Raw genomic sequence first — 19,142 nt, 5'->3', positions numbered from 1 at the left:
GGACGCGGTCCAGCCCTGCGCCGGGTCGGAGTCGTGCGACGCGAGGGCGGCGACCCGGCCCCCCTCGACGAGGACGTCGGCGTGGACCTCGTCCGCGGCGGTGACGACCAGTCCGCCCCGGATGACGATGCGGCTCATGCTCCCACTCCTTCCCATGGCTGAGGGGCGGGGTCCCCGGAAACCTCGATGCCATGCCGGAAAGGCTCTACGCACGTAGACCCCGCCATGGTGGAAACGTATGACCGGTCACCCACGGTGGCAATACCGCTGCTCTCCATCGACGGGGACGAAGGCGCCTCCTCCGCATCCCCGTACGGCGAACGCTCACAATATGCCACGAAACGGGTGTGTGGGTCTGTATGCGACGAGATGCGAAATCGCGTTGCCCCGGCCGCGGCGGCACGGCGACGATGGGCGGATGGAGGATCCCGCATGCGCCTGAGGCTGCGTCACTTCCGCCCGCGCACCGGCCCGGTGGAGCACCGCGTCGTGCAGCCGTGGCATCCCCCGCGCCACACGGCGCTCACCGACCCGGCCATGTACGGTTTCCTGGTCGGCGACCACAGCGGGCTCTCGACCCTGGCCGGGCTGTTCTCCTTCGCGGCCTGCTCCCGCCATACCGTCGTCCACGTCCCCCTGCGCGGCGGCGTACCCCTGGACGAGGAGGCGTATCTGGAGGCGGGCGGCGGCCGCGTCGATCTCGTCCTGGTCCACCACTCGCTGGGCCTGCGGGTGAGCGCGTGGCCCCGGCTGCGCCGCCGGCTGACCGGCGGGGTGCCCCTGACGGTCCATACGGACGAGGCACGCACGGCACGCGACGCCGACGCGTGGTGGAAGCGGTACGGTCACGCGGACTCCCGCGACCTGCTGCGGCCGGTCGGCCACGCGCGGACGCTGTTCCTCGTCGGCAGCCGCGGTACGTTCTCCTTCGCCGCCACGCAGTTGGCGCGGGCGGCCGGTCAGGGGCCGCGTCAGAAGGGCGTGGTGAAGGGGCACATGGCCCTGGTCGAACAGCTCACTCCGCTGCTGGAGTCCCGTGACCGCGGGCGCGGGCCCGAGCTCGACGTCGCCTTCAAGGCGTACCCGCCGTATGCCCACTTCCGCAGACCGGGCCGTCCGCGGCGCCGGGACGGCGCCGAGTCGCCCTCCCCCGCCCACGCCGGGCCGCGGGCGGCGCGCCCATGAGGCTTGCGACGTTCAACGTGCTGCACGGCCTGCCGATCAGGGACGGCAGACCGGCCCCCTTCCCCGGCGGTGCCGCCGCCGGGGAGCCGCTCGCGCGGGCCGTCGCGTCCCTGGACGCCGACGTCCTCGCGCTGCAGGAACTCGACCGCTTCCAGGAGCGGTCGGGCCGCGTCGATCAGGCCGCGGCCGCCGCCGCGGCGTCGGGAGCCGGCGAATGGCGCTACGCGTCGGCGGCGCACGGCCGCTCGGTGCCGGGCACCGGGTGGGTGCGCGATCCGGCCGAGCCCGGGATGCGTGTGTACAGGCCGGAGGACGCGGCCCACGGCAACGGCCCGCCGTCGCAAGGGATCGCCCTGGCCACCCGGCTTCCCGTACGGGAGTGGCGGGCCCGGCGGCTGTCCCCCTCGCCCGTGGGGCTGCCGCTGCGGGTGCCCGGGGTCGCCGGGCTCCGGATGATGGCCGACCGGCCACGCTGCGCCCTGGCCGCTGTCCTGGAGGGTGCGCGCGGCCCGTTCACGGTGGTCGCGGTGCACCTTTCGTTCGTCCCCGGCTGGAACGTGGGCCAGTTGGTCGCGGTCCGCCGATGGATCGCCGGCCTGCCCCGGCCCCACCTGCTCCTGGGCGATCTCAACCTGGTGGGCCCGGTGCCGTCGCTGGCGCTGGGCGGGGCCTGGCGGGCACTGGCCCGTACGCGTACCTACCCCTCGCACCGTCCGGTGGTGCAGTTCGACCACGTACTGGCGGCGGGTGTCGGGCCGGCCGCCGTGCGCTCCGCGAGGGCGCCGGCCGTGCCGGTCTCCGATCACCGGCCGCTCGTCGTCGACCTGGAGCTCTGACCGCGGCGGCACGGGGCCGGGGCCCGTGGCCCCGGCCCCGGCCCCGGCCCCGGCGAGCCCATGTGACCCCCATCAGGACACGCCCGTCAGGACAGGCCGTCACCCAGCTCGCTCTGCGCCTGCTTGAGCGCCGACTCCAGGATCGAGGCGCCCTCCTCCGCCTCGGAGACGGTCAGGGAGAGCGGCGGGGCGATGCGCAGCGCGTCGCCTTCCCGGCCGCCCTTGCCGATCAGCAGACCGCCCTCGCGGGCCGCCTCCAGAACCACGCCCGCCGCGGCCGGCGAGGCCAGCTCGACGCCGAGCATCAGTCCGCGGCCGCGCACCTCGCGCACCACCGGGAGCCCGGCGGAGATCGCCTCCAGCCGCGACTTGAGCAGGCCGCCCACGCGCCGGGCATTGCCCTGCAGGTCGTGGTCGAGGAGGTACTGAAGGTTGGCCAGCGCGCCGGCCGTGGTGATGGGGCTGCCGCCGAAGGTGGAGATGGAGTTCGCGGTGAGGCAGTTCATCACCTCGGCGCGGGCGACGACGCCGCCCATGGACAGGCCGTTGCCTACGCCCTTGGCGAAGGTCAGGACATCCGGCGGACCGGAGCCCTCGTGCGCCTGCCAGCCCCAGAAGTGCTCACCGGTCCTGCCCCAGCCGGTCTGCACCTCGTCTGTGATCCAGAGAATGCCGTGCCGGTCCAGGACCCGCTTGAAGGCGGCGAGCAGCCCGTCCGGGCCCGAGGTGAAGCCCCCGACACCCTGGACCGGCTCGGCGATCAGGGCGGCGACCTGGCCGTTGGCCTGGCCGAGCATGTCCTCCAGGTCCGCCACGCACGCGGCCGTGAACTCGGCGTCGGACAGGTGCGCGTACGGGCCGCGGTGGCGGACACCGCCGTGCACGTACAGCGTCTGCAGCGGCGACAGGCTCGTCGGCGACCAGGAGGTGTTGCCGGTGATGCCGATCGCCGAGAAGGAACGGCCGTGGTAGCTGTTGCGCAGCGCCAGGATCTGGTTGGACTTCCGGTAGGTGGTGGCGAGCAGCAGCGCGGTGTCGTTCGCCTCCGTGCCGGAGGTGGTGAAGAAGACCCGGGCGTCGGGGATGCCCGACAGGCGGGCGATGCGCTCGGCGAGGTCGACGGCCTGCGAGCTCAGGTAGAGCGTGGAGGAGTGCAGGATCCGCCCGGCCTGCTCGCGGATCGCGGCGGTGACCTCCGGCAGGGCGTGGGCGGTCATGGTGGTGAGGATGCCGCCGAAGAAGTCGAGGTACTGCCGGCCCTCGGCGTCCCAGACGTGACGACCCTCGCCGTGGGTGATCTCGATGGGCTCCCGGTAGTACGTCGCGAGCCACTGCGGCATCACGGCCCGGTGGCGGGAGTGGAGCGCGGCGTGCGGGTTCTCGGTGATGGTCATGGACGTGTTCACGCCTCCGTCAGGGTGCCGTAGGCGTCAGGGCGGCGGTCCCGGTAGAAGGCCCACTGCTGGCGCACCGCGGGGATCAGGTCGAAGTCCAGGTCACGCACGATCAGTTGCTCCTCCTTGTCGGAGGCGACGTCGCCCACGAACTGGCCGCGCGGGTCGACGAAGTAGGACGTGCCGTAGAAGTCGTTGTCGCCGTAGTCCGGTTCCTGGCCGACCCGGTTGATGGCGGCGACGTAGTACTCGTTGGCGACGGCCGCGGCCGGCTGCTCCAGTTGCCACAGGTACGAGGAGAGCCCGCGGTGGGTCGCCGAGGGGTTGTAGACCAGTTGTGCGCCGGCGAGGCCCAGTGCCCGCCAGCCCTCGGGGAAGTGGCGGTCGTAGCAGATGTAGACGCCGACCTTGCCGACCGCCGTGTCGAAGACCGGCCACCCCAGGTTCCCGGGCTTGAAGTAGTACTTCTCCCAGAAGCCCTTCACCTGCGGGATGTGGTGCTTGCGGTACTTGCCGAGGTATCTGCCGTCGGCGTCGATCACGGCGGCGGTGTTGTAGTAGAAGCCGTCCTGCTCGATCTCGTAGACCGGCACCACTGTCACCATGCCCGTCTCCCGGGCGAGGGCCTGCATGCGCTGCACGGTCGGGCCGTCCGGCACCCGCTCGGCCCAGCGGTAGTTCTCGGGCTCCTGCACCTGGCAGAAGTACGGCGAGTTGAACACCTCCTGGAAGCCGATCACCTGTGCGCCCTGCGCGGCCGCCTCGCGGGCGTGCTCCTCGTGCTTCGCGATCATCGACTCGGTGTCACCGGTCCACGTCGCCTGCACGAGCGCGGCGCGTACGACATTGGGCATGACAGCTCCTTTGACGCGAGGTCACGCCGGAACGGCGGGCGGGTCTACGCACGTAGATCCGGCGCTGGGACGAACGTAAGAGCCCACAGCCCACTGTGGCAATACCGGCGCCGTTACTCAACGAAGCCGATCAGATTTCACGGTCGGGCAGACCCGCTCGGCGCAGTGCGGCGGCCACGTCGCGGCGCTTGGACACCGACACCAGGCCCGCCGCTTCCAGGATCGGGCCGACGAGCCCGGCGCGGTCGTGGGCGATGCCCGCCGCCGTCTCGGGGCTGCGGGCGCGGACGAGGGCGACCAGCAGGCTCAGCGCCGCGTCCCGCCGGCCGGCGTCGAGGAGGGCCCCCGCGGTCGCGGCGACCTCGGCGGAGGGCCGGGCGGCCGCCTGGTGCAGCAGGGCCCTGCAGTCGTCGCCGCGGCCGGCCGAGTCCAGGGCGGTCGCGGCGACCGCCAGACGCTGCGGGGTCTGCGCGGCCAGCTCCCACAGCAGGGTGGCCACGTCCGCGGCCAGCCCCGAGCGCTCCAGAGCGGCCGCGAGCTCGGGGACGTCCTCGGGCGGCCCCGCGAGGGCCTCGCTCATCAGCACGTACGCCTCGCCGGTACGGCCGGTGCGGCGCAGTTCCGCCATGCGCGCCGCGGTCTGCCGCGCGGCCTCCCCGCGGGCGTGCCCCTCCCGGACGTCGGTGCGCCCGCGCGCGGCCTCGTGGGCGGGGGAAGTGTCGTGGCCGTGGGAAGTGTCGTGAGCCGCCGCACCTGCGAAGCGTGCCCCGCGGGGGCCGGGGGTGGCGCCGTCCCGCGGTGTCGCGGCGACGGGCGGCGCGACCACCTCGGCCTCGGGCGCCCCCGCGAAGCGGGCCCCGCCGTACCGGGCTCCGCCGCGGGGGCGTTCCCTGCGTCCGCGGCCGAAGGACCGGTGGGCCGTCCGGTCCTGCGCGGGGGCACCGTCGCCGGGTCCGGGTACGGCGGGCGGGCCGTCGTCTCCCGGCGGCGGGGGCGCCGCCGGGGCGCGGGACGTCGGCGAGCGGCGGGCCGGGTCGGTCTCCGGGCGGAACCACGCGTCGGGCAGGGCGGGGCGGGAGCGGACCGCGTCGATGCGTGCCTGGAGCTCCGCGCAGCGCGCGACGGCCCGTTCGCGGTCGTCGCGAGCCCAGGCGAGCTCGTTGCCGAGGCGCTCCGCCTCGGCGGCGGTGGCGGCGCCGCGCAGAGCGGCGGTGACGTCGCGCTCGTGCAGCACCGCGTACTGGCGTTCCCGGAGTAACGCGTCCAGCCGTGTGCTCAGCGCCACCTCACTGCCCGGTGCGGCGTCGTGGGCGGCGATCGCGGCGGCGTGCAGCCCGCGGGCCAGCTCGGCCGCCTGCTCCGCCGGGAGGGTGCCGCCGGCGGCGGCGACGTCCTGGAGCAGGGCGAGGACGACGTCCCACGGCGGGACGTCGGTGCCGTCGAGCCAGGCACGGACGCCGTCGGGATCGCGTTCGGCGAAGACCGCGTACCAGCCGGGCGTGTCGCCCGCCGCGGCAACGAGGCCCCGGAGGTACCGGGCGAACTCCCCGACCCGCTCGCTGACCTGGCTGCGCGCCCCGCGTTCCACTGTCGCTCCTCCCTGTCCGCCGCCGGGCGGCGCAAGCGTGTGGTCCGCACGGCATTCGACACCCGTCGTGTTACGGGAGCGCTACGGAGAGTTTTCACGCAGGGGGCAGAGGCTGCACGGGCGCTCGCGCCCGGCGCGGAGGCACGGCGGCGCGCCCCTCGGCCGGGATCCGCCGCCGCGGCGCCACTCCCCCTCAGGACTGGGCCGCCTCCGGGTGGTGACGGCGGTAATGGCGGGCGACACGGGCGCGGTTGCCGCAGGACGGCTTGCACCACTCCTGGCGGCCGTGGGACTTGACGAAGTACCGGACGCACCGGGGCGCGGTGCAGGCACGCAGCCGTTCGCGCTCGGGTCCGGCGAGGAAGTCGACGGCGGCACGGGCGAGTTCGGCGACGATCCGGGCGGCGGGATCGGCCGGCTCAGCCCCCGGCTCCAGTCGGGTGACGGGAGCCCGCCCGGCGTCCCACACGAGCCGGGGGGCGACGGGGACCCGCGCGGCGGCGGCATTGAGGTGCGCTAGGGCCTCCCCGGCGGGCATCAGGCGCCGGGCGTCGGCGGAGCTCGGCGGTCCGGGCGCCACGGCGCGGGCGAAGAGGGCCCGTACAGCGCGGCGCAGAGCGAGGACGTCACGGAGGGAGGTGTCGTCCGCGGTGAGGCCGCCGGCCTCGGGCAGGTGCTCGCGGACCCACGCCGTGAGCGCGGAGGCGTCGCCGAGGTCGTCGGTGACGCCTCCGTCGCCGTCGTGCCGGATGGTGCTCACCAGCTCCAGGGCCAGGTAGCGCTCCACGGCACCCCTCCTCTTGTTCGTCCGCCGGCCGCACTCTACCGTTCTAATGGTATAGACGAGGCTAAACATTAGGCTTGGAGGGGAGCGGCCCATGCTGCTGGCTCACATCAGCGATCTGCATCTCGACGGCACCGAACGCTCGACGGAGCGCGCCACCCGCGTCATGGCATACCTGCGCGGGCTCCCGCAGCCGCCGGACGCGCTGCTGGTCACGGGGGACATCGCCGACCACGGCGCGCCCGGCGAGTACGAGGAGGCCGCCCGGATCCTCGAAGCGCCCTTCCCGGTGCTCCCCTGCCCGGGCAACCACGACCGGCGCGCCGCCTACCGCAAGGCGCTGCTGGGCGAGTCCGAGGCGGCTGGACCGGTGAACCGCGCGCACCTCGTGGCCGGGACGACGGTGCTGATGTGCGACTCGACGATCCCGGAGGAGGACGACGGGCTCCTGGACGAGGAGACCCTGGGGTGGCTGTCCGCGACGCTGGACGGGCTGGCCCCTGGCACCCCGGCGCTGGTGGCCTTCCACCACCCGCCCGTCGCGCTCCACCATCCGCTGCCGGACGGCTACCGGCTGGGCCGGTCCGGCGCCCTGGCGGAACTGCTGGCCGCGCACCCCGAGGTGATCGCCCTCCTGACCGGGCACGCGCACACGGCCGCCGCCACCACCTTCGCCGGTCGGCCGCTGATCGCCGCGCCCGGGGTGACGTGGACGCTGCGCATGCCGTGGGAGGGCGAGCCGGACGGCTCGGTGGCCGACCGCTCGGCGCCGCCCGGCGTCGCCTTCCATGTGCTCGACGACGAGCGGCGCCTGACGACCCATTACCGCGTGGTGCTCTGAACCACCATCGCCGAGCCGCCGCCGCGGCGCACCGTCTCGGCGGCGGCGAGCCACCGGCCGTCCGGCAGCCGCTGGACGCCGGTCGTGGCACCGATCTCGCCCGCGTCGGTGAAGCTGTGCCCGATGTCCTTCAGCTCCGCCGCCACATCGCTCGCGAGGAAGGCGGGCTCGACCTGGGTGCTCGCGGCGTTGCGCTGGCTGGCGCGCGGCGCGGCGATCGCGTCCACCAGCGGCATGCCGCGGTCGACGTGCTCGGTCAGCACCTGCAGCACGGTGGTGATGATCGTGGCACCGCCGGGCGAGCCGAGCGCGAAGTCGGCACGGCCGTCCTTCAGCACGATCGTCGGCGACATCGAGGAGCGCGGCCGTTTCCCGGGGCCCGGCAGGTTGGGGTCGTGGACCGAGGCGCCGGCCGGGACGAACGAGAAGTCGGTCAGCTCGTTGTTGAGCAGGAAACCGCGTCCGGGGACGGTGATGGCGCTGCCGCCGGTCTGCTCGATGGTCAGCGTGTAAGCGACGACGTTGCCCCACTTGTCGGCGACCGTGAGGTGGGTGGTGTTCTCACCCTCGTAGGTCGTCGGGGCGGCCTTGCCGCCGTGGGCGCAGCGCGCCGGGTGGTACGGGTCGCCGGGGGCGACCGGGCTGGTCAGCACCGCGTCGTCCTTGATCAGGCAGGCCCGGGAGTCGGCGAACGACTGGGACAGCAGCCCGGCGGTCGGGACCTTCTCCAGGGCCGGGTCGCCGACCCAGCGCCCGCGGTCGGCGAAGGAGATCCGGCTCGCCTCGAGGAAACGGTGCAGGTACCGCGCCTCGGAGAGCCGGGAGAGGCTGCCGGTCCGCTCCAGGATGTTCAGCGCCTCGCCGACCGTGGTGCCGCCGGAGGAGGAGGGGGCCATGCCGTAGACGTCCAGGCCGCGGTACGAGACGCGGGTCGGGGTCTGCGGCTTGGCCTTGTAGGCCTTCAGGTCGGCCGTCGTGAGGTCGCCGGGGCGGACGACCCGGGTCGCGGCCGGGTCCACCGGCGGCTTGCGCACGGTGTTCACGATGTCGGCGCCTATGCCCCCGCTGTAGACGGCGGAGACACCCTTGCGGCCGAGCTCGGCGTAGGTGCGCGCCAGATCGGGGTTCTTGAGGGTGGAGCCGACGGCGGGCGGCTGCCCGCCGGGCAGGAAGAGCGCGGCGGTGGCCGGGAAGTCCTTGAAGCGCGCCTGGTTGGCCTCCGTCTGGCTGCGGAAGGTGGCGTCCACGGTGAAGCCGTCGTGGGCGAGGCGCTCGGCGGGCCTCAGCACGTCGCGCAGGCTGCGGCTGCCCCAGGATCTCAGGGCGGCGTCCCAGGTCGCGGGAGTGCCCGGGACACCGACGCTCAGACCGCTGGTGACGGCGTCGTTGAAGGGGAGGGGCTGACCGTTCTCGACGAAGAGCTGGTCGGTGGCGCTCTTGGGGGCCGTCTCGCGGCCGTCGATGGTGTGGACCTCGCGCTGCTTGGCGTCGTAGTAGACGAAGTAACCGCCGCCGCCGATGCCCGAGGAGTACGGCTCGGTGACGCCCAGGGCGGCCGCGGTGGCGACCGCGGCGTCCACGGCGTTCCCACCGCGCCGCAGCACCTCGATCCCGGCGGCGGAGGCGTCGGCGTCGACGCTGGAGACCGCGCCTCCGTAGCCGACGGCGAGGGGGACCTTCGGCGGTGTGGCGTCCCGGGCCGGGGCATCCACCCCCGGCGGGGCCGCGGCCACCGACAACGCGGCGGTTGCCGTTACGGCGAGCAGCGACAGACTCCGTACAGCGTGACGACGCATACGTGGACCTCCACTGGGGCGACCGTCCGGGCAGCCTAACCCCACCCTGCCTTCCTCGTCAGGAACGCCTCAACTACGATCCCGGCCCATGAGCGACGACGTGCGCAACATCGTCCTGGGACTGGCCGCGAGCGGCTTGAGCGCCGCGCTGGGCTGGTTCGTCCGCACGTACCTGTGGCGGCGCAAGCTGCGGCGCAAACAGCGCTTCTTCGGACTGCCCACCGGCTCGGAGTGCCTGCTGGTGATCAACCGCGACCCGGGCTCGACGCGGGGATGGAGTGTGGCGCGCCATGACGTCTTCGCGCTCATCGAACTGTCCGCGCTGATCAAGGAGTGCGGCGCGCACGCCGAGATCCTTCCCCACGACACCGCCTGGCAAGGCTTCGGCGCGCGCACGGAGTTCTGCATCGGCGGCCCGATATCAAACCACCGCATGGCGGCGCATCTGCGCTCCATGCTGCCCGGTTTCCAGGTCAACGACTTCACCGGTCCCGTGGAGGAGCAGGGCGCGCTGACCGTGGGCGGCGAGACCTACCGCATGGAGAAGGGCAAGGTGGAGTACGTCTTCCTGGCCCGGCTGGCCGCCGACGAGAACACCGGGAACAATCGCCCGGTCTTCCTCGCCTCCGGCCAGCGCGGGGTGACCAACCAGGCCGCCGTGCGCTACCTCGCCCGCCACTACCTGCGGCTGTCCCGCAAGTACGGGGTGGACGGCACCTTCTGCCTGCTGCTGAAGGTTGTCAACTCCGACGCCTACGGACCCGACGTGGTGGAGGTCGTCGCCGACGTCACCCGCGAGGCCAAGACCCCCGCAAGTCCCCCGGTGGCCGTCGCCGCCGAGTGACGGCCCGGTGCCGCGCGAGGGGCCGCGGGGGCACGGGCCCCCGCGGCCCTGTCATATGCGGCCGCGCACGCAGAGCCGGTCCAGGACGGCGCCGGCCATGGCCTTCTCGCCCAGCGCGTTGGGGTGGGCGGGCGCGGCCGGAGCGGCGGGCGTGAGCGGCTCGATCCAGCGGACACCAGGGGCGGTGCACATGTCGTGGCCGACGGTGGCGGTGTAGGTGTCGACATAGGTCGCGTGGGCGGCCCTGGCGCGACGGGCCAGCATGGTGTTGAGCCGCTTCTCGGTGTCCCGGAGGTAGGCGAAGTCCCCGTCCGCGAAGGGCACGGCCGGACGGCAGCCGACGCCGCTGTCGGGGAGCAGGGCCGGGTAGCCGACGACCACGACCCGGGCCCGCGGCGCACGGTGGTGGACGGCGTCCAGCACGGCGTCGATCTTCGGTGCCGTCGCCTCCACGGCGGCCCGCAACTGGTCGGTTCCGCCTGCCATGTAGTGCTTCTCGCAGGGGTTGCCGGTCGGGTCGGAGACGGCGGCGCCGGCACAGGTGCGGATGATGCTGCCGAAGCCGATGTCGTTGCCCCCGATCTGCAGGGTGACCAGGGAGGTGTGCCGGTTCAGGGCATCCAGCTGCGGCGGGTTGCTGCCCTGCGCCTTCCACATCTCGGCGGTGGTGGCCCCGCCGCAGCTGACATCGGTGAGGGTGGTGCCGCTCAGCTGCCGGGTCACCAGCGAGGGGTAGTTCCGGTTCGACCGGGCGCAATTGGCGTCCACCTGGTCGGGAATGAGCGGTCCGGAGGTGTACGAGTCACCGAGCGCGACGTACGCGTCCCGGTGACCGTGGCCTTGATGGTGGCCGTCATGCGTGTGCGCGGTGGCCGGAACCGCGCTCACGGCGGTGAGTACGAGCGCGGCCGACGCCGCGGCCGTTCCCAGGATCGATGCACGTCCGACACCCATCGGGCCCTCCCCCTGTCGACGCTGACGGGTTCAGATTCGGCGCCCCACGTGGCCGAAGTCAATGGATGCGTCGCAAGTTCGCTCGATGGACTGACGTTCCCTCAGCTCCGAGCAATCATTACTGGCGCGTAACATGCGGAGGTATTACCAACGGTGAGCAGCCCTGGTTACTCTCCAGTCACTTTGTCGCGGGGACATCTGGAGCCGCCATGAGAGCGCCTCGCACCACCGCGGGATCGTTTTCCACCGTTCCGCTCGCCGTCACGGCACCGGGCATCGGGGCTCCCGCCGCGCAGGCGACCCCCCTCGCGGAGCCCGACACCACGGTCACCGCCCCCGCCGCCGCGGCCCACGCGACCGGCACCTCCGCCGCTCCCTCCGTCCACTTCATCGACATCACGGGAGCCGGCGGGGTCACCCTCAGGGGGAATGCGGGGTGTTCGTGCTCGACCGTTCCGCCCGCGGGACGCTCGACCGCGGCACCGGAGCCGTGGACTCGCCCTTCGCCACCCGGCTCGTCGGCGACGCCACGACGGTGGACTGGGAGGCCTCGACCGTCACGACGACCGCCCCGCCGGCCATCGCCGAACGGCTGGGCATCGTCAACGGCGACCCGGTGGTGATGACTCGTTACGAGTACCTGGCCGACCGCCGGCCCGTGCAGCTCGCGACCAGTTGGGAACCGCTGGCCATCACCGGCGGCACGGACGTCGCGCACCCCGAGCGCGGCCCCTACGCCCGCCGCGGGGTACGGGGGCGGCTGGCCGCGATCGGGGTCCGTGTCGTGCGGGCCCGCGAGGTCCTGGAGTCGCGGCCCGCCACCGGTTGGGAGGCGCAGACCCTCGGCTGCGCACACGGCCAGTGCGTGACGGCGGTCCAGCGGACGTACTTCGACGCGCACGACCGCGCCGTGGAAACCTCGGACACGGTGATCCGAGCCGACCGCTGGCGGGTGGCCTACAGCATCGACTTCTCGTCCTGACCGGGCGGAGAGACCGCGCCCCGTCCGCCGGTGGTGCGGTGCGGTCGCTAGGGGGTGTCGTCACATGCCCGCCTGCCCCGCGGCGCCTGGCACGGCACCTCGCTGCGTTGTCGAATCGTCCGGGTAGCCCACTACGAGGACGACTCTCCGCCTTGCGATGCACCGCACCAGACACCGCGGGGCCCGCCCTCCGGGCGGCCGGCGCTCATGTGACGACACGCCCTAACGGCCTCCGGCTGCGGCGCCCGCGTGGCCCTCGCCGAGCACCCGGCCGACCAGCGCATCGCGGTCGGCCTTGGGGATGGCGGTCCAGCGGGTACCGCGGATCGCGCCCTCGAGGGCGAGCAGGGTGTGGGTGCAGGCGTCCTCGGGAAGCCCCTCGCGGATCATCGCGAAGGCCCCTCCGGATCCGAGGCGGCGCAGCTCGTCGGCGTCCGGCACGCCGGCGCTGCGGAGGCGCTCGGCCAGGACCGCGCCGATGTTGGGCATCTGCTGCAGGGAGTCCATGCCCCCATCATGCACCTCCCGACGCCCCGTCAGACGGCGATCTCGGCCCAGACACGCTTGCCGCCCGGGAGGAGTTCTGTCCCCCAGCGGTAGGCCAGGGCGGAAACCACCTGCAGACCGCGGGCGCTCCTCGTCGTGTCGGGGACCCGCCCGGTCAGCACCAGGCAGGGCGGAGTGCGGGAGGCGTCGCGGACCGACATGTGCACCAGCGTCAGCCGTCGCGACAGCGTGACGCCCACCCGCCGGCCCCCGGCGTGCCGTACGGCGTTGGAGACGAGTTCGGCGAGCACGATGCTCGCGGTGTCCAGCAGGTGCCCCAGACCCCACGCGTCCAGGGTCGCCGCCAGGATGCGGCGCGCCTGGGCGGGCGCGAGGTCGTCGGCGGGCAGGAAGACCTCGCCCAGCAGGACGGCGGCCAGCGGGGCCGGGACGGGTTCGGCCGCCGGATCGTGGGTATGGAGGGTTTCCAGGGCCGGCTCATGACCCGCGCCGCGGTCGGCACCGGGGGCGACGTGCCAGAACGGGGGCTGTGCGGCCAGTTCATCCCCCATGTGACCACCTCACAGGTGTCGTAGGTGGCGCCGAGCATTCCGGTGAAGCACACGTGCACGCGATACCCCCGCGCTATTCTCACCACGACATACCCGCTGGTAACGCCGGTGGACCGCGCCGGGGTGGACGGGAGTCGTGGATGTCGGAACCGGTTTCCGGTGATGCCGTCGAGATCCCCGCGTGGGCCTGGGAGCGCGAGGAGATACGGGAGGCCCTGCGGGCCCGCGACGCCGGGGCGATCCTGCGGTTCGCGCAGCAGTACGGCGGCGCGAGCCAGTCGCGCATCGCGGCCGCGACGGGGCTGCTGCAGGGCCGGGTCAACGAGATCGTGCGGGGCCGCCGTTCAGTGGTGCGGTTCGACGTGTTCGAGCGAATCGCACAGGGCCTGCGCATGCCGGACCACGCGCGGATGCTCATGGGGCTCGCGCCGCGCCGCCTGCGCTCGTACGGCGTCCGGGACCTGATGGACCATCCGCAGGTCGCGGCGGTCGCGCTGACCAAGCCCGAGGCGGCCGCGGAGATCCGCGAGGTGGCGGCGAGCGCCGACGCGGTGGACGTGGTGGGCGTGCGCGCCCTGGGCCTGGTGGCGCTCGGCGACTCGCTGCTGCGCGGGCCGCTCACCCGCCAGGGCCGGACCGAGGCCGCCCGCATGCGGCTGCTGTTGCTGCACCCGGACAGTCCGGCGGTCGCCCGGATCGCGGAGGAGGTCGGCGAGACTCCGCGCTTCTTCGCGTCGAGCCTGCGCTTCGCGGAGGACATGCTCGCCGCCCTCGCCGAAGAAGGAACGATTCAGCTCGAGGTCTACCGCTACCGCACCACGCCGGTGTGGCGGTTGGTACGCCTCGACGGTGCCACCTTCGTCTCCGTCATCGGACCCCCGGCGGACCCACGGGGCTCGCTGGTCTACCGGCTGTCCACCACTCCGCCCGGCTCACTGCCCTACGGCTTCGACCGCTGGTTCGAGGCCATGCTCGGCGAGGCCGAACGCGTCATCTAGGAAGCAGCGTCACCCGGGAACCGGGCTGCGCTCAGGTCTCGGACGCCTCGGCGTAGACCTGGGACAGCTCCGGGGTGCCGCTCTCCGCCCATTCGTGGCCGGCCTCCACGACGTCGAGTTCGCGGCCCGAGGCCAGCAGGATGACGGGCCGGCCGTTGGGCCAGATCTGCCAGCTCGCGCCGGGCACGGTGCGCACGACGACCGTACCGAGGTAGAGCCCGGCGTCGTTGCCGAGCCAGGACAGTTCGTCAGGGTCGTCGCGCCAGCGCGGCACCAGCTGGTCCAGGCGCTCCAACGAGACGGCCGTGTCGTCCAGTTCCACTCCCTCGGTCCCGGCCCTGGCACGCAGCAACTCGCACTCGGAGAGCAGTTCCACGACTCCTTCCGGGTCCTCGGCGAGGGACTCCGGAACCGCCGCGCCGCGGACCTCGCCGTACCGTTTGCGCCACCTGTCCAGGAAGGAGATGTCCATGAGCATCAGCCTATGGCGTAGGCCTTGCGCAGCGTCTCGTGGACGGTCCATGTCGTGCGGTCTCCTTCGCGCAGGACGCAGACGTCGCCCGGGCCGAGCTCCAGGGTCGCTCCGCCCTCCACCTCGACGGTGGCCCGCCCCCTGACGACCACGAACCTCTCGTCCGCCTCGGTGCCGGTCACCACGCCCGGGGTGATCTGCCAGATCCCCCTCGTACGGGTGCCGTCGGGCGACTGCCACAGCACCTTTCCGGTGACCTCCGGGGAGCCGGAGACGATCTGCCCCGGGTCCAGGGGTTCGGGTTCGAGCCCGGCGGCGGCGATATCGGCGGAGAAGCTCTTCATGGCCGGAGCGTATGCGCGGACGTATGCCAACGGTAACGACACGTTGTATACGTTCCGTTGCCTCACAATACGTGACGTAAGGATGCCCGGCGCGAGAAGGGCCACGCAATGCGGGATGAACGGGAAGCCGGAGCTCGGGCGGCGGCGGACCGCGCCTGGCGGCTGCTGGAGGAGCTGGCGGCGCGGGCCCCGGGGACGGTACGGCTGGCACCCGGCGCGGACGACGCCGAGATCGCGGCGTGGGGCGTGCCCCTGCCCGACGAGGTGCGGCACCTGGTCGGCAGGGTGCGGTCGATCCGCGTCGGCGGCCTCGATGAGTACCGGCTGGCACCGGAACGCGGTCTGCACCCCGGCGGTTGGGCCGTGGGGCCGCCCGGCTCCGCGCACCTGCTCCACGAGTCGGGCGGGAACACGCTCTTCGTCGACGTGGACGGGGGCACCGGAGCCTGGGGCCGGGTGTTCGCCGCGACCGGGGTCTTCCTCGACACCTGGGCGTACGTGGCGCCCTCGCTGGTCGACTGGGTCACCCTGCTGGCCCGGGCCGGGCTCGCGGCCGTGGAGCGCACGGCACCGGAGCCGGGGCCCGAACGGCCGGAGGGGACGGTCCCGGACCACACCGCGGTGCTGGAGCGGCTCGCCGAGACCTCGCACGTCTTCTCCTACCGGCCCGACCTACGGGGCGCACCGGTGGGGCAGACCCGGCCGGACGCCGACCCGGAGCTGGCCGCCGCGCTGGCCGGGCTGCCGGACGACGCCCTGGTGGTGGACCTGCGCGAGGTGACCCATCCGGCCACCTTGCACCTGCCCTGCCCGCCCGGCCTGCGCGGCTACGTCGAGTTCCAGCGCAGGGTCGGCGGGCGCTTCGCGGTGGGCGTCCCCCGGACCGGTCAGACGTCGAGGTCGACCACGACGGGGGCGTGGTCCGAGGCGCCCTTGCCCTTGCGCTCCTCGCGGTCGACGTAGGCGTCGCCGACCGCCTTGGTGAAGGGCTGGTTCGCGTAGACCAGGTCGATCCGCATGCCGCGGTTCTTGGGGAAGGCCAGCTGGCGGTAGTCCCAGTAGGTGTAGGGGCGGTCGTACTTCAGCGGGCGGGGCACCACGTCGCTGAGCCCGGCCTCGCGCAGGCGCGCCAGCGCCTCCCGCTCGGCCGGGGTGACGTGGGTCATCCCCTCGAAGAGGGACGCATCCCACACGTCCTCGTCGGTGGGAGCCACGTTGTAGTCGCCGAGGACCGCGAAGGGGCGATCGCCCGCCGCGTCCTCCGCGATCGCCGCGCGCAGCGCCTCGAACCAGCGCAGCTTGTACGCGTAGTGCTCGTGACCGACCTCGCGGCCGTTGGGCACGTACACCGACCAGACCCGGACCGCGCCGCAGGTCGCCGAGACGGCGCGGGGCTCGTCGACCTCCTCGTAGAGCGGGCCGCCGGGCAGCCCGACGACGACGTCCTCGAGACCCACCTTGGACAGCAGGGCGACGCCGTTCCACCGGCCGGTGGCGTTGACGGCGGTCTCGTAGCCGAGGGCGCGCAGCTCGTCGAACGGGAACTGCGCCTCGGCGCACTTGGTCTCCTGGATGCACAGCACGTCCGGGCTGTTCTTCTCCAGCCAGGCCAGCAGCCGCGGCAGGCGGGCGGTGATCGAGTTGACGTTCCAGGTGGCGATGCGCATGGACCCGAATGTACCGCCCGCCTCCGACAACCGGTCCCGGAGCGTTCCCCGGAGCCGTCCGCGGGGGTCGTCAGCCCAGGTCGGCGCTGTCGCCGGGGGCCATCCTGCCGTGCTCCGCGCCGCCGACGCCGGGCCCGTCGGGGCCGAGCAGCCGGTCGTAGACGGTGCGCGCGATGTCGCTGAGCAGCCCGTCGTGAACGTCGATGGCGCGGGCCGGCTTCACCTCGCGGAGGTAGTCGATGACCTCGGAGACCTTGCTCCAGGGAGCGTGCACCGGCAGCAGCAGCGTCTCGACGGGGCGGCCGGGCACGGTGAGGGCGTCGCCGGGGTGGAAGACGGAGCCGTCGACGAGGTAGCCCACGTTGGTGATGCGCGGGATGTCGGGGTGGATCACGGCGTGCATCTGGCCGTACACCTCGACGTCGAAGCCGGCCGCGCTGAAGGTGTCGCCCTCGCCGACGGTGTGGACCCGGCCCGGGAAGGCGGCCGATACCTGGTCGGCGACGCTCTTCAAAGTCCAGATCTCGGCGGCGGGGTTCGCCTCCAGGGCCGCGCGCAGCTGCTGCTCGCTGAAGTGGTCCGCGTGCTCGTGCGTGATGAGGACCGCCTCCGCACCCGCCGCGGCGTCCGGCTCGGTGAAGGCTCCGGGGTCGATGACGAGCGCGCGCCCGTCCTTCTCCAGGCGGACGCAGGCGTGGCCCCTCTTCGTCAGCTTCATGACTCTCCTCCGGCGCGGTGATCCTTTGCATGACCATCATGGCCGAGGCCGTGCGCACCGCACACGCCGTATCCGGGTGGAGACGCCAATGGGCTGACGGCGCGACCGTGCCGCCGCGCGCGGGCTCACTCCCGCGGCCGAGTCTCCTCCCGGATGACACGTCGCGCCACCGCGAAGGCGGAGGTGGCGGCGGGCACCCCGCAGTAGACGGCGGTGTGCAGCAGCACCTCCTCGATCTCGGCCGGTGTGAGCCCACCGCGCAGCGCGGCCCGGGTGTGCGCGGCCAGTTCGGTGTGGTGGCCGCCGGCGACGAGCGCGGTCAGGGTGATGACGCTGCGGGTGCGCCGGTCGAGCCCCGGCCGGTTCCAGACCTCGCCCCAGACGTAGCGGGTGACGAACTCCTCGAAGCCCCCGGCGGAGTCCTCGGCCTCCTCGGCCGCCCGGTCGACGTGCGCGTCGCCCAGGAGTTCACGCCGGGTGCGGTCGCCCTCGGCGTACGGGTCCGGGCGGCCGGCCGCGGCACCGCCCTGGTACCGCGGCGCGGGCCGCACGGGGGCCGTAGCCGGTACGGGCTCGGGGGCCGAGGGTGCGGGCTGCGCGGGGACGGCGAGGGCGAGGGGCTGCTCGGTCCAGGTGGCCTCGAAGTGGCGTACGAGGAGCTCGCCCACGGCGGCGGGCTGCTCGACCGGCACCAGGTGCGAGGCCCCGGGGACGACCGCGAGCCGCGCGTCGGGTATCCCGGCGACCAGGGCACGGGCGTCGGCGGGCGGTGTCACCTGGTCCTCGGCGCCGCCCACAACCAGCGTCGGCACGGTGATCCGGCCCAGTGCGGCGCGCACGTCGTGGGCGGCCAGCGCCTCGCAGGCGGCGATGTAGCACTCGGGGTCGACGGCACGGGCCATCTGCACGGCCCAGTCCACGATTGCGGCCTGGGCGGCCCGGAAGGCGGGGGCGAACCAGCGTTCGGGGGCGCTCAGGGCGATCTGCTCCAGGCCGTTCGCGCGGACGACCACCCCGAGCTGCCGCCAGGCGTCGGGCGTGCCGAAGCGGGCGGCCGAGGAGACCAGCGCCAGCGAGGCCAGGCGCTGTGGGGCGCGCAGCGCGAGCTGCGTGCCGATGGCGCCACCGAAGGCGCAGCCCGCGTAGCCGAAGCGCTCGACGCCGACCTCGTCCAGGGTGCGCAGCAGTCGGTCGGCGAGGTCGGCGGTGGAGACCGAGGGTTCCACGGGAGCACCGCCGTGCCCTGGGAGGTCGTACCGAAGCACCCTCCACTGCCGGGTCAGCTCGGGTATCTGCCGGTCCCACATGTGCCACGTGGTACCCAGCGAGGGCCCCAGGACCAGGACAGGTGCGGCTTCTGGCCCGTCAAAGCGGTATTGCAGGGTGTTCGGTGGTGTCTCGCTCACCTGTCAGACCCTCTCATCTCCCACTGCTGCCCTTTTACCGGGGGCTGTGAGGATGTGGCCCGGACCAGGGGAAAGACCTTTCGGGCGACGTACGTCTCAAGGCACCGGGCGACCTTGTTTCCGGTCTTCCCCTCCATGACGCGCCGTTCGCAGTAGTCCTGGGTGGGTGGGTCGAACCGAAGCCGGGTCCGCACGATCCGGTGCAATGCGGCGTTCGCCTGACGCAACCACGCGAGGTGAAGCACCTGCGGCGGGCGAACGCGACATTGAAGTCCGCCTCGCCCTCTTCGCCGCGGAGCTGGACCGTCCACTGCCATGAAGGTCGCCCACATCGGCCAGTGAAAGGAGACCTTCGGCGTCCAGCCGATCTGCGACGTACTCGCCGAGGCGGATGCCCCGATCGCTCCGAGCACCTCCTACG

General features: G+C 73.3%; 20 protein-coding genes. 7 read left to right on the top strand and 13 right to left on the bottom strand.

Annotated features, from left to right (window positions below; genetic code table 11):
- Positions 1 to 432: 432 nt before the first annotated feature.
- Positions 433 to 1,185: a hypothetical protein gene (locus tag ACRWNP_RS25360; RefSeq protein ID WP_431965130.1), complete on the top strand. Its 753-nt coding sequence runs from the start codon at positions 433 to 435 to the stop codon at positions 1,183 to 1,185.
- A complete protein-coding gene (locus ACRWNP_RS25355) occupies positions 1,182 to 2,021 on the top strand; it encodes an endonuclease/exonuclease/phosphatase family protein (protein WP_431965128.1) in 840 nt (279 codons plus the stop codon). Before ACRWNP_RS25360 ends, ACRWNP_RS25355 begins: the two co-directional genes overlap by 4 nt.
- A gap of 86 nt (positions 2,022 to 2,107) precedes the next feature.
- Here the strand turns inward: ACRWNP_RS25355 and ACRWNP_RS25350 are convergent, their stop codons facing one another.
- From ACRWNP_RS25350 to ACRWNP_RS25335, 4 genes are all read right to left on the bottom strand, one after another.
- The gene (locus ACRWNP_RS25350; RefSeq protein WP_431965126.1) at positions 2,108 to 3,415 is read right to left on the bottom strand and encodes an aspartate aminotransferase family protein; all 1,308 of its coding nucleotides are present in this window, start codon (positions 3,413 to 3,415) and stop codon (positions 2,108 to 2,110) included.
- 8 nt (positions 3,416 to 3,423) lie between these two features.
- Positions 3,424 to 4,269: a nitrilase-related carbon-nitrogen hydrolase gene (locus ACRWNP_RS25345; protein WP_431965124.1), complete on the bottom strand. Its 846-nt coding sequence runs from the start codon at positions 4,267 to 4,269 to the stop codon at positions 3,424 to 3,426.
- A 130-nt stretch (positions 4,270 to 4,399) separates the two neighbouring features.
- Positions 4,400 to 5,857: a hypothetical protein gene (locus ACRWNP_RS25340; RefSeq protein ID WP_431965122.1), complete on the bottom strand. Its 1,458-nt coding sequence runs from the start codon at positions 5,855 to 5,857 to the stop codon at positions 4,400 to 4,402.
- 193 nt (positions 5,858 to 6,050) lie between these two features.
- Positions 6,051 to 6,644: a CGNR zinc finger domain-containing protein gene (locus ACRWNP_RS25335; RefSeq protein WP_431965120.1), complete on the bottom strand. Its 594-nt coding sequence runs from the start codon at positions 6,642 to 6,644 to the stop codon at positions 6,051 to 6,053.
- Positions 6,645 to 6,735: 91 nt separating this feature from the next.
- Between ACRWNP_RS25335 and ACRWNP_RS25330 the strand changes: the two genes are divergently transcribed.
- Complete coding sequence (locus ACRWNP_RS25330) at positions 6,736 to 7,482, top strand: metallophosphoesterase (RefSeq protein ID WP_431965118.1); 747 nt, start codon at positions 6,736 to 6,738, stop codon at positions 7,480 to 7,482.
- On the opposite strand, the gene ggt is transcribed toward ACRWNP_RS25330, so the two are convergent.
- Positions 7,464 to 9,278: a gamma-glutamyltransferase gene (ggt, locus tag ACRWNP_RS25325; RefSeq protein ID WP_431965116.1), complete on the bottom strand. Its 1,815-nt coding sequence runs from the start codon at positions 9,276 to 9,278 to the stop codon at positions 7,464 to 7,466. The genes ACRWNP_RS25330 and ggt overlap by 19 nt on opposite strands.
- Positions 9,279 to 9,366: 88 nt before the next feature.
- On the opposite strand from ggt, the gene ACRWNP_RS25320 reads away from it, so the two are divergent.
- Positions 9,367 to 10,122 (top strand): hypothetical protein, encoded by a 756-nt coding sequence (locus tag ACRWNP_RS25320; protein ID WP_431965114.1) that lies wholly within the window; start codon positions 9,367 to 9,369, stop codon positions 10,120 to 10,122.
- A 51-nt stretch (positions 10,123 to 10,173) separates the two neighbouring features.
- On the opposite strand, the gene ACRWNP_RS25315 is transcribed toward ACRWNP_RS25320, so the two are convergent.
- Positions 10,174 to 11,076, bottom strand: a complete 903-nt coding sequence (locus ACRWNP_RS25315) for an SGNH/GDSL hydrolase family protein (RefSeq protein WP_431965112.1) — start codon at positions 11,074 to 11,076, stop codon at positions 10,174 to 10,176.
- Between the two features lie 436 nt (positions 11,077 to 11,512).
- On the opposite strand from ACRWNP_RS25315, the gene ACRWNP_RS25310 reads away from it, so the two are divergent.
- On the top strand, positions 11,513 to 12,058 hold the full coding sequence (locus ACRWNP_RS25310) for a UTRA domain-containing protein (protein WP_431965110.1): 546 nt from the start codon (positions 11,513 to 11,515) through the stop codon (positions 12,056 to 12,058).
- A 222-nt stretch (positions 12,059 to 12,280) separates the two neighbouring features.
- On the opposite strand, the gene ACRWNP_RS25305 is transcribed toward ACRWNP_RS25310, so the two are convergent.
- Together ACRWNP_RS25305 and ACRWNP_RS25300 are read right to left on the bottom strand one after the other, a co-directional pair.
- On the bottom strand, positions 12,281 to 12,565 hold the full coding sequence (locus tag ACRWNP_RS25305) for a TfoX/Sxy family DNA transformation protein (protein ID WP_326571765.1): 285 nt from the start codon (positions 12,563 to 12,565) through the stop codon (positions 12,281 to 12,283).
- 29 nt (positions 12,566 to 12,594) lie between these two features.
- Positions 12,595 to 13,116, bottom strand: coding sequence for an ATP-binding protein (locus ACRWNP_RS25300; protein WP_431965108.1), 522 nt, complete (start codon positions 13,114 to 13,116; stop codon positions 12,595 to 12,597).
- A gap of 140 nt (positions 13,117 to 13,256) precedes the next feature.
- Between ACRWNP_RS25300 and ACRWNP_RS25295 the strand changes: the two genes are divergently transcribed.
- Positions 13,257 to 14,114 (top strand): helix-turn-helix domain-containing protein, encoded by an 858-nt coding sequence (locus ACRWNP_RS25295; protein ID WP_431965106.1) that lies wholly within the window; start codon positions 13,257 to 13,259, stop codon positions 14,112 to 14,114.
- A 31-nt stretch (positions 14,115 to 14,145) separates the two neighbouring features.
- Here the strand turns inward: ACRWNP_RS25295 and ACRWNP_RS25290 are convergent, their stop codons facing one another.
- Together ACRWNP_RS25290 and ACRWNP_RS25285 are read right to left on the bottom strand one after the other, a co-directional pair.
- Entirely contained in the window at positions 14,146 to 14,586 is a 441-nt protein-coding gene (locus tag ACRWNP_RS25290; RefSeq protein ID WP_431965104.1) for a DUF6278 family protein, read from the bottom strand.
- Between the two features lie 5 nt (positions 14,587 to 14,591).
- A complete protein-coding gene (locus ACRWNP_RS25285; RefSeq protein ID WP_431965102.1) occupies positions 14,592 to 14,930 on the bottom strand; it encodes a cupin domain-containing protein in 339 nt (112 codons plus the stop codon).
- A 108-nt stretch (positions 14,931 to 15,038) separates the two neighbouring features.
- Between ACRWNP_RS25285 and ACRWNP_RS25280 the strand changes: the two genes are divergently transcribed.
- Positions 15,039 to 15,893, top strand: coding sequence for a hypothetical protein (locus ACRWNP_RS25280; RefSeq protein ID WP_431965100.1), 855 nt, complete (start codon positions 15,039 to 15,041; stop codon positions 15,891 to 15,893).
- Here ACRWNP_RS25280 and ACRWNP_RS25275 read toward each other — a convergent pair.
- From ACRWNP_RS25275 to ACRWNP_RS25265, 3 genes are all read right to left on the bottom strand, one after another.
- Positions 15,818 to 16,597 carry an exodeoxyribonuclease III gene (locus ACRWNP_RS25275; RefSeq protein WP_431965098.1) on the bottom strand — a complete coding sequence of 260 codons (780 nt, stop codon included), beginning with the start codon at positions 16,595 to 16,597 and terminating at the stop codon, positions 15,818 to 15,820. The genes ACRWNP_RS25280 and ACRWNP_RS25275 overlap by 76 nt on opposite strands.
- Before the next feature lie 70 nt (positions 16,598 to 16,667).
- On the bottom strand, positions 16,668 to 17,315 hold the full coding sequence (locus ACRWNP_RS25270) for an MBL fold metallo-hydrolase (RefSeq protein ID WP_431965096.1): 648 nt from the start codon (positions 17,313 to 17,315) through the stop codon (positions 16,668 to 16,670).
- A 125-nt stretch (positions 17,316 to 17,440) separates the two neighbouring features.
- Positions 17,441 to 18,721 (bottom strand): alpha/beta fold hydrolase, encoded by a 1,281-nt coding sequence (locus tag ACRWNP_RS25265; RefSeq protein ID WP_431965094.1) that lies wholly within the window; start codon positions 18,719 to 18,721, stop codon positions 17,441 to 17,443.
- Between the last annotated feature and the right edge of the window lie 421 nt (positions 18,722 to 19,142).

Source organism: Actinacidiphila sp. bgisy160 (assembly GCF_965342435.1).
Taxonomy (GTDB): domain Bacteria; phylum Actinomycetota; class Actinomycetes; order Streptomycetales; family Streptomycetaceae; genus Actinacidiphila.
The sequence above is the reverse complement of the archived record's forward strand: the minus strand, read 5'-3'. Positions and strand labels throughout refer to the sequence as shown.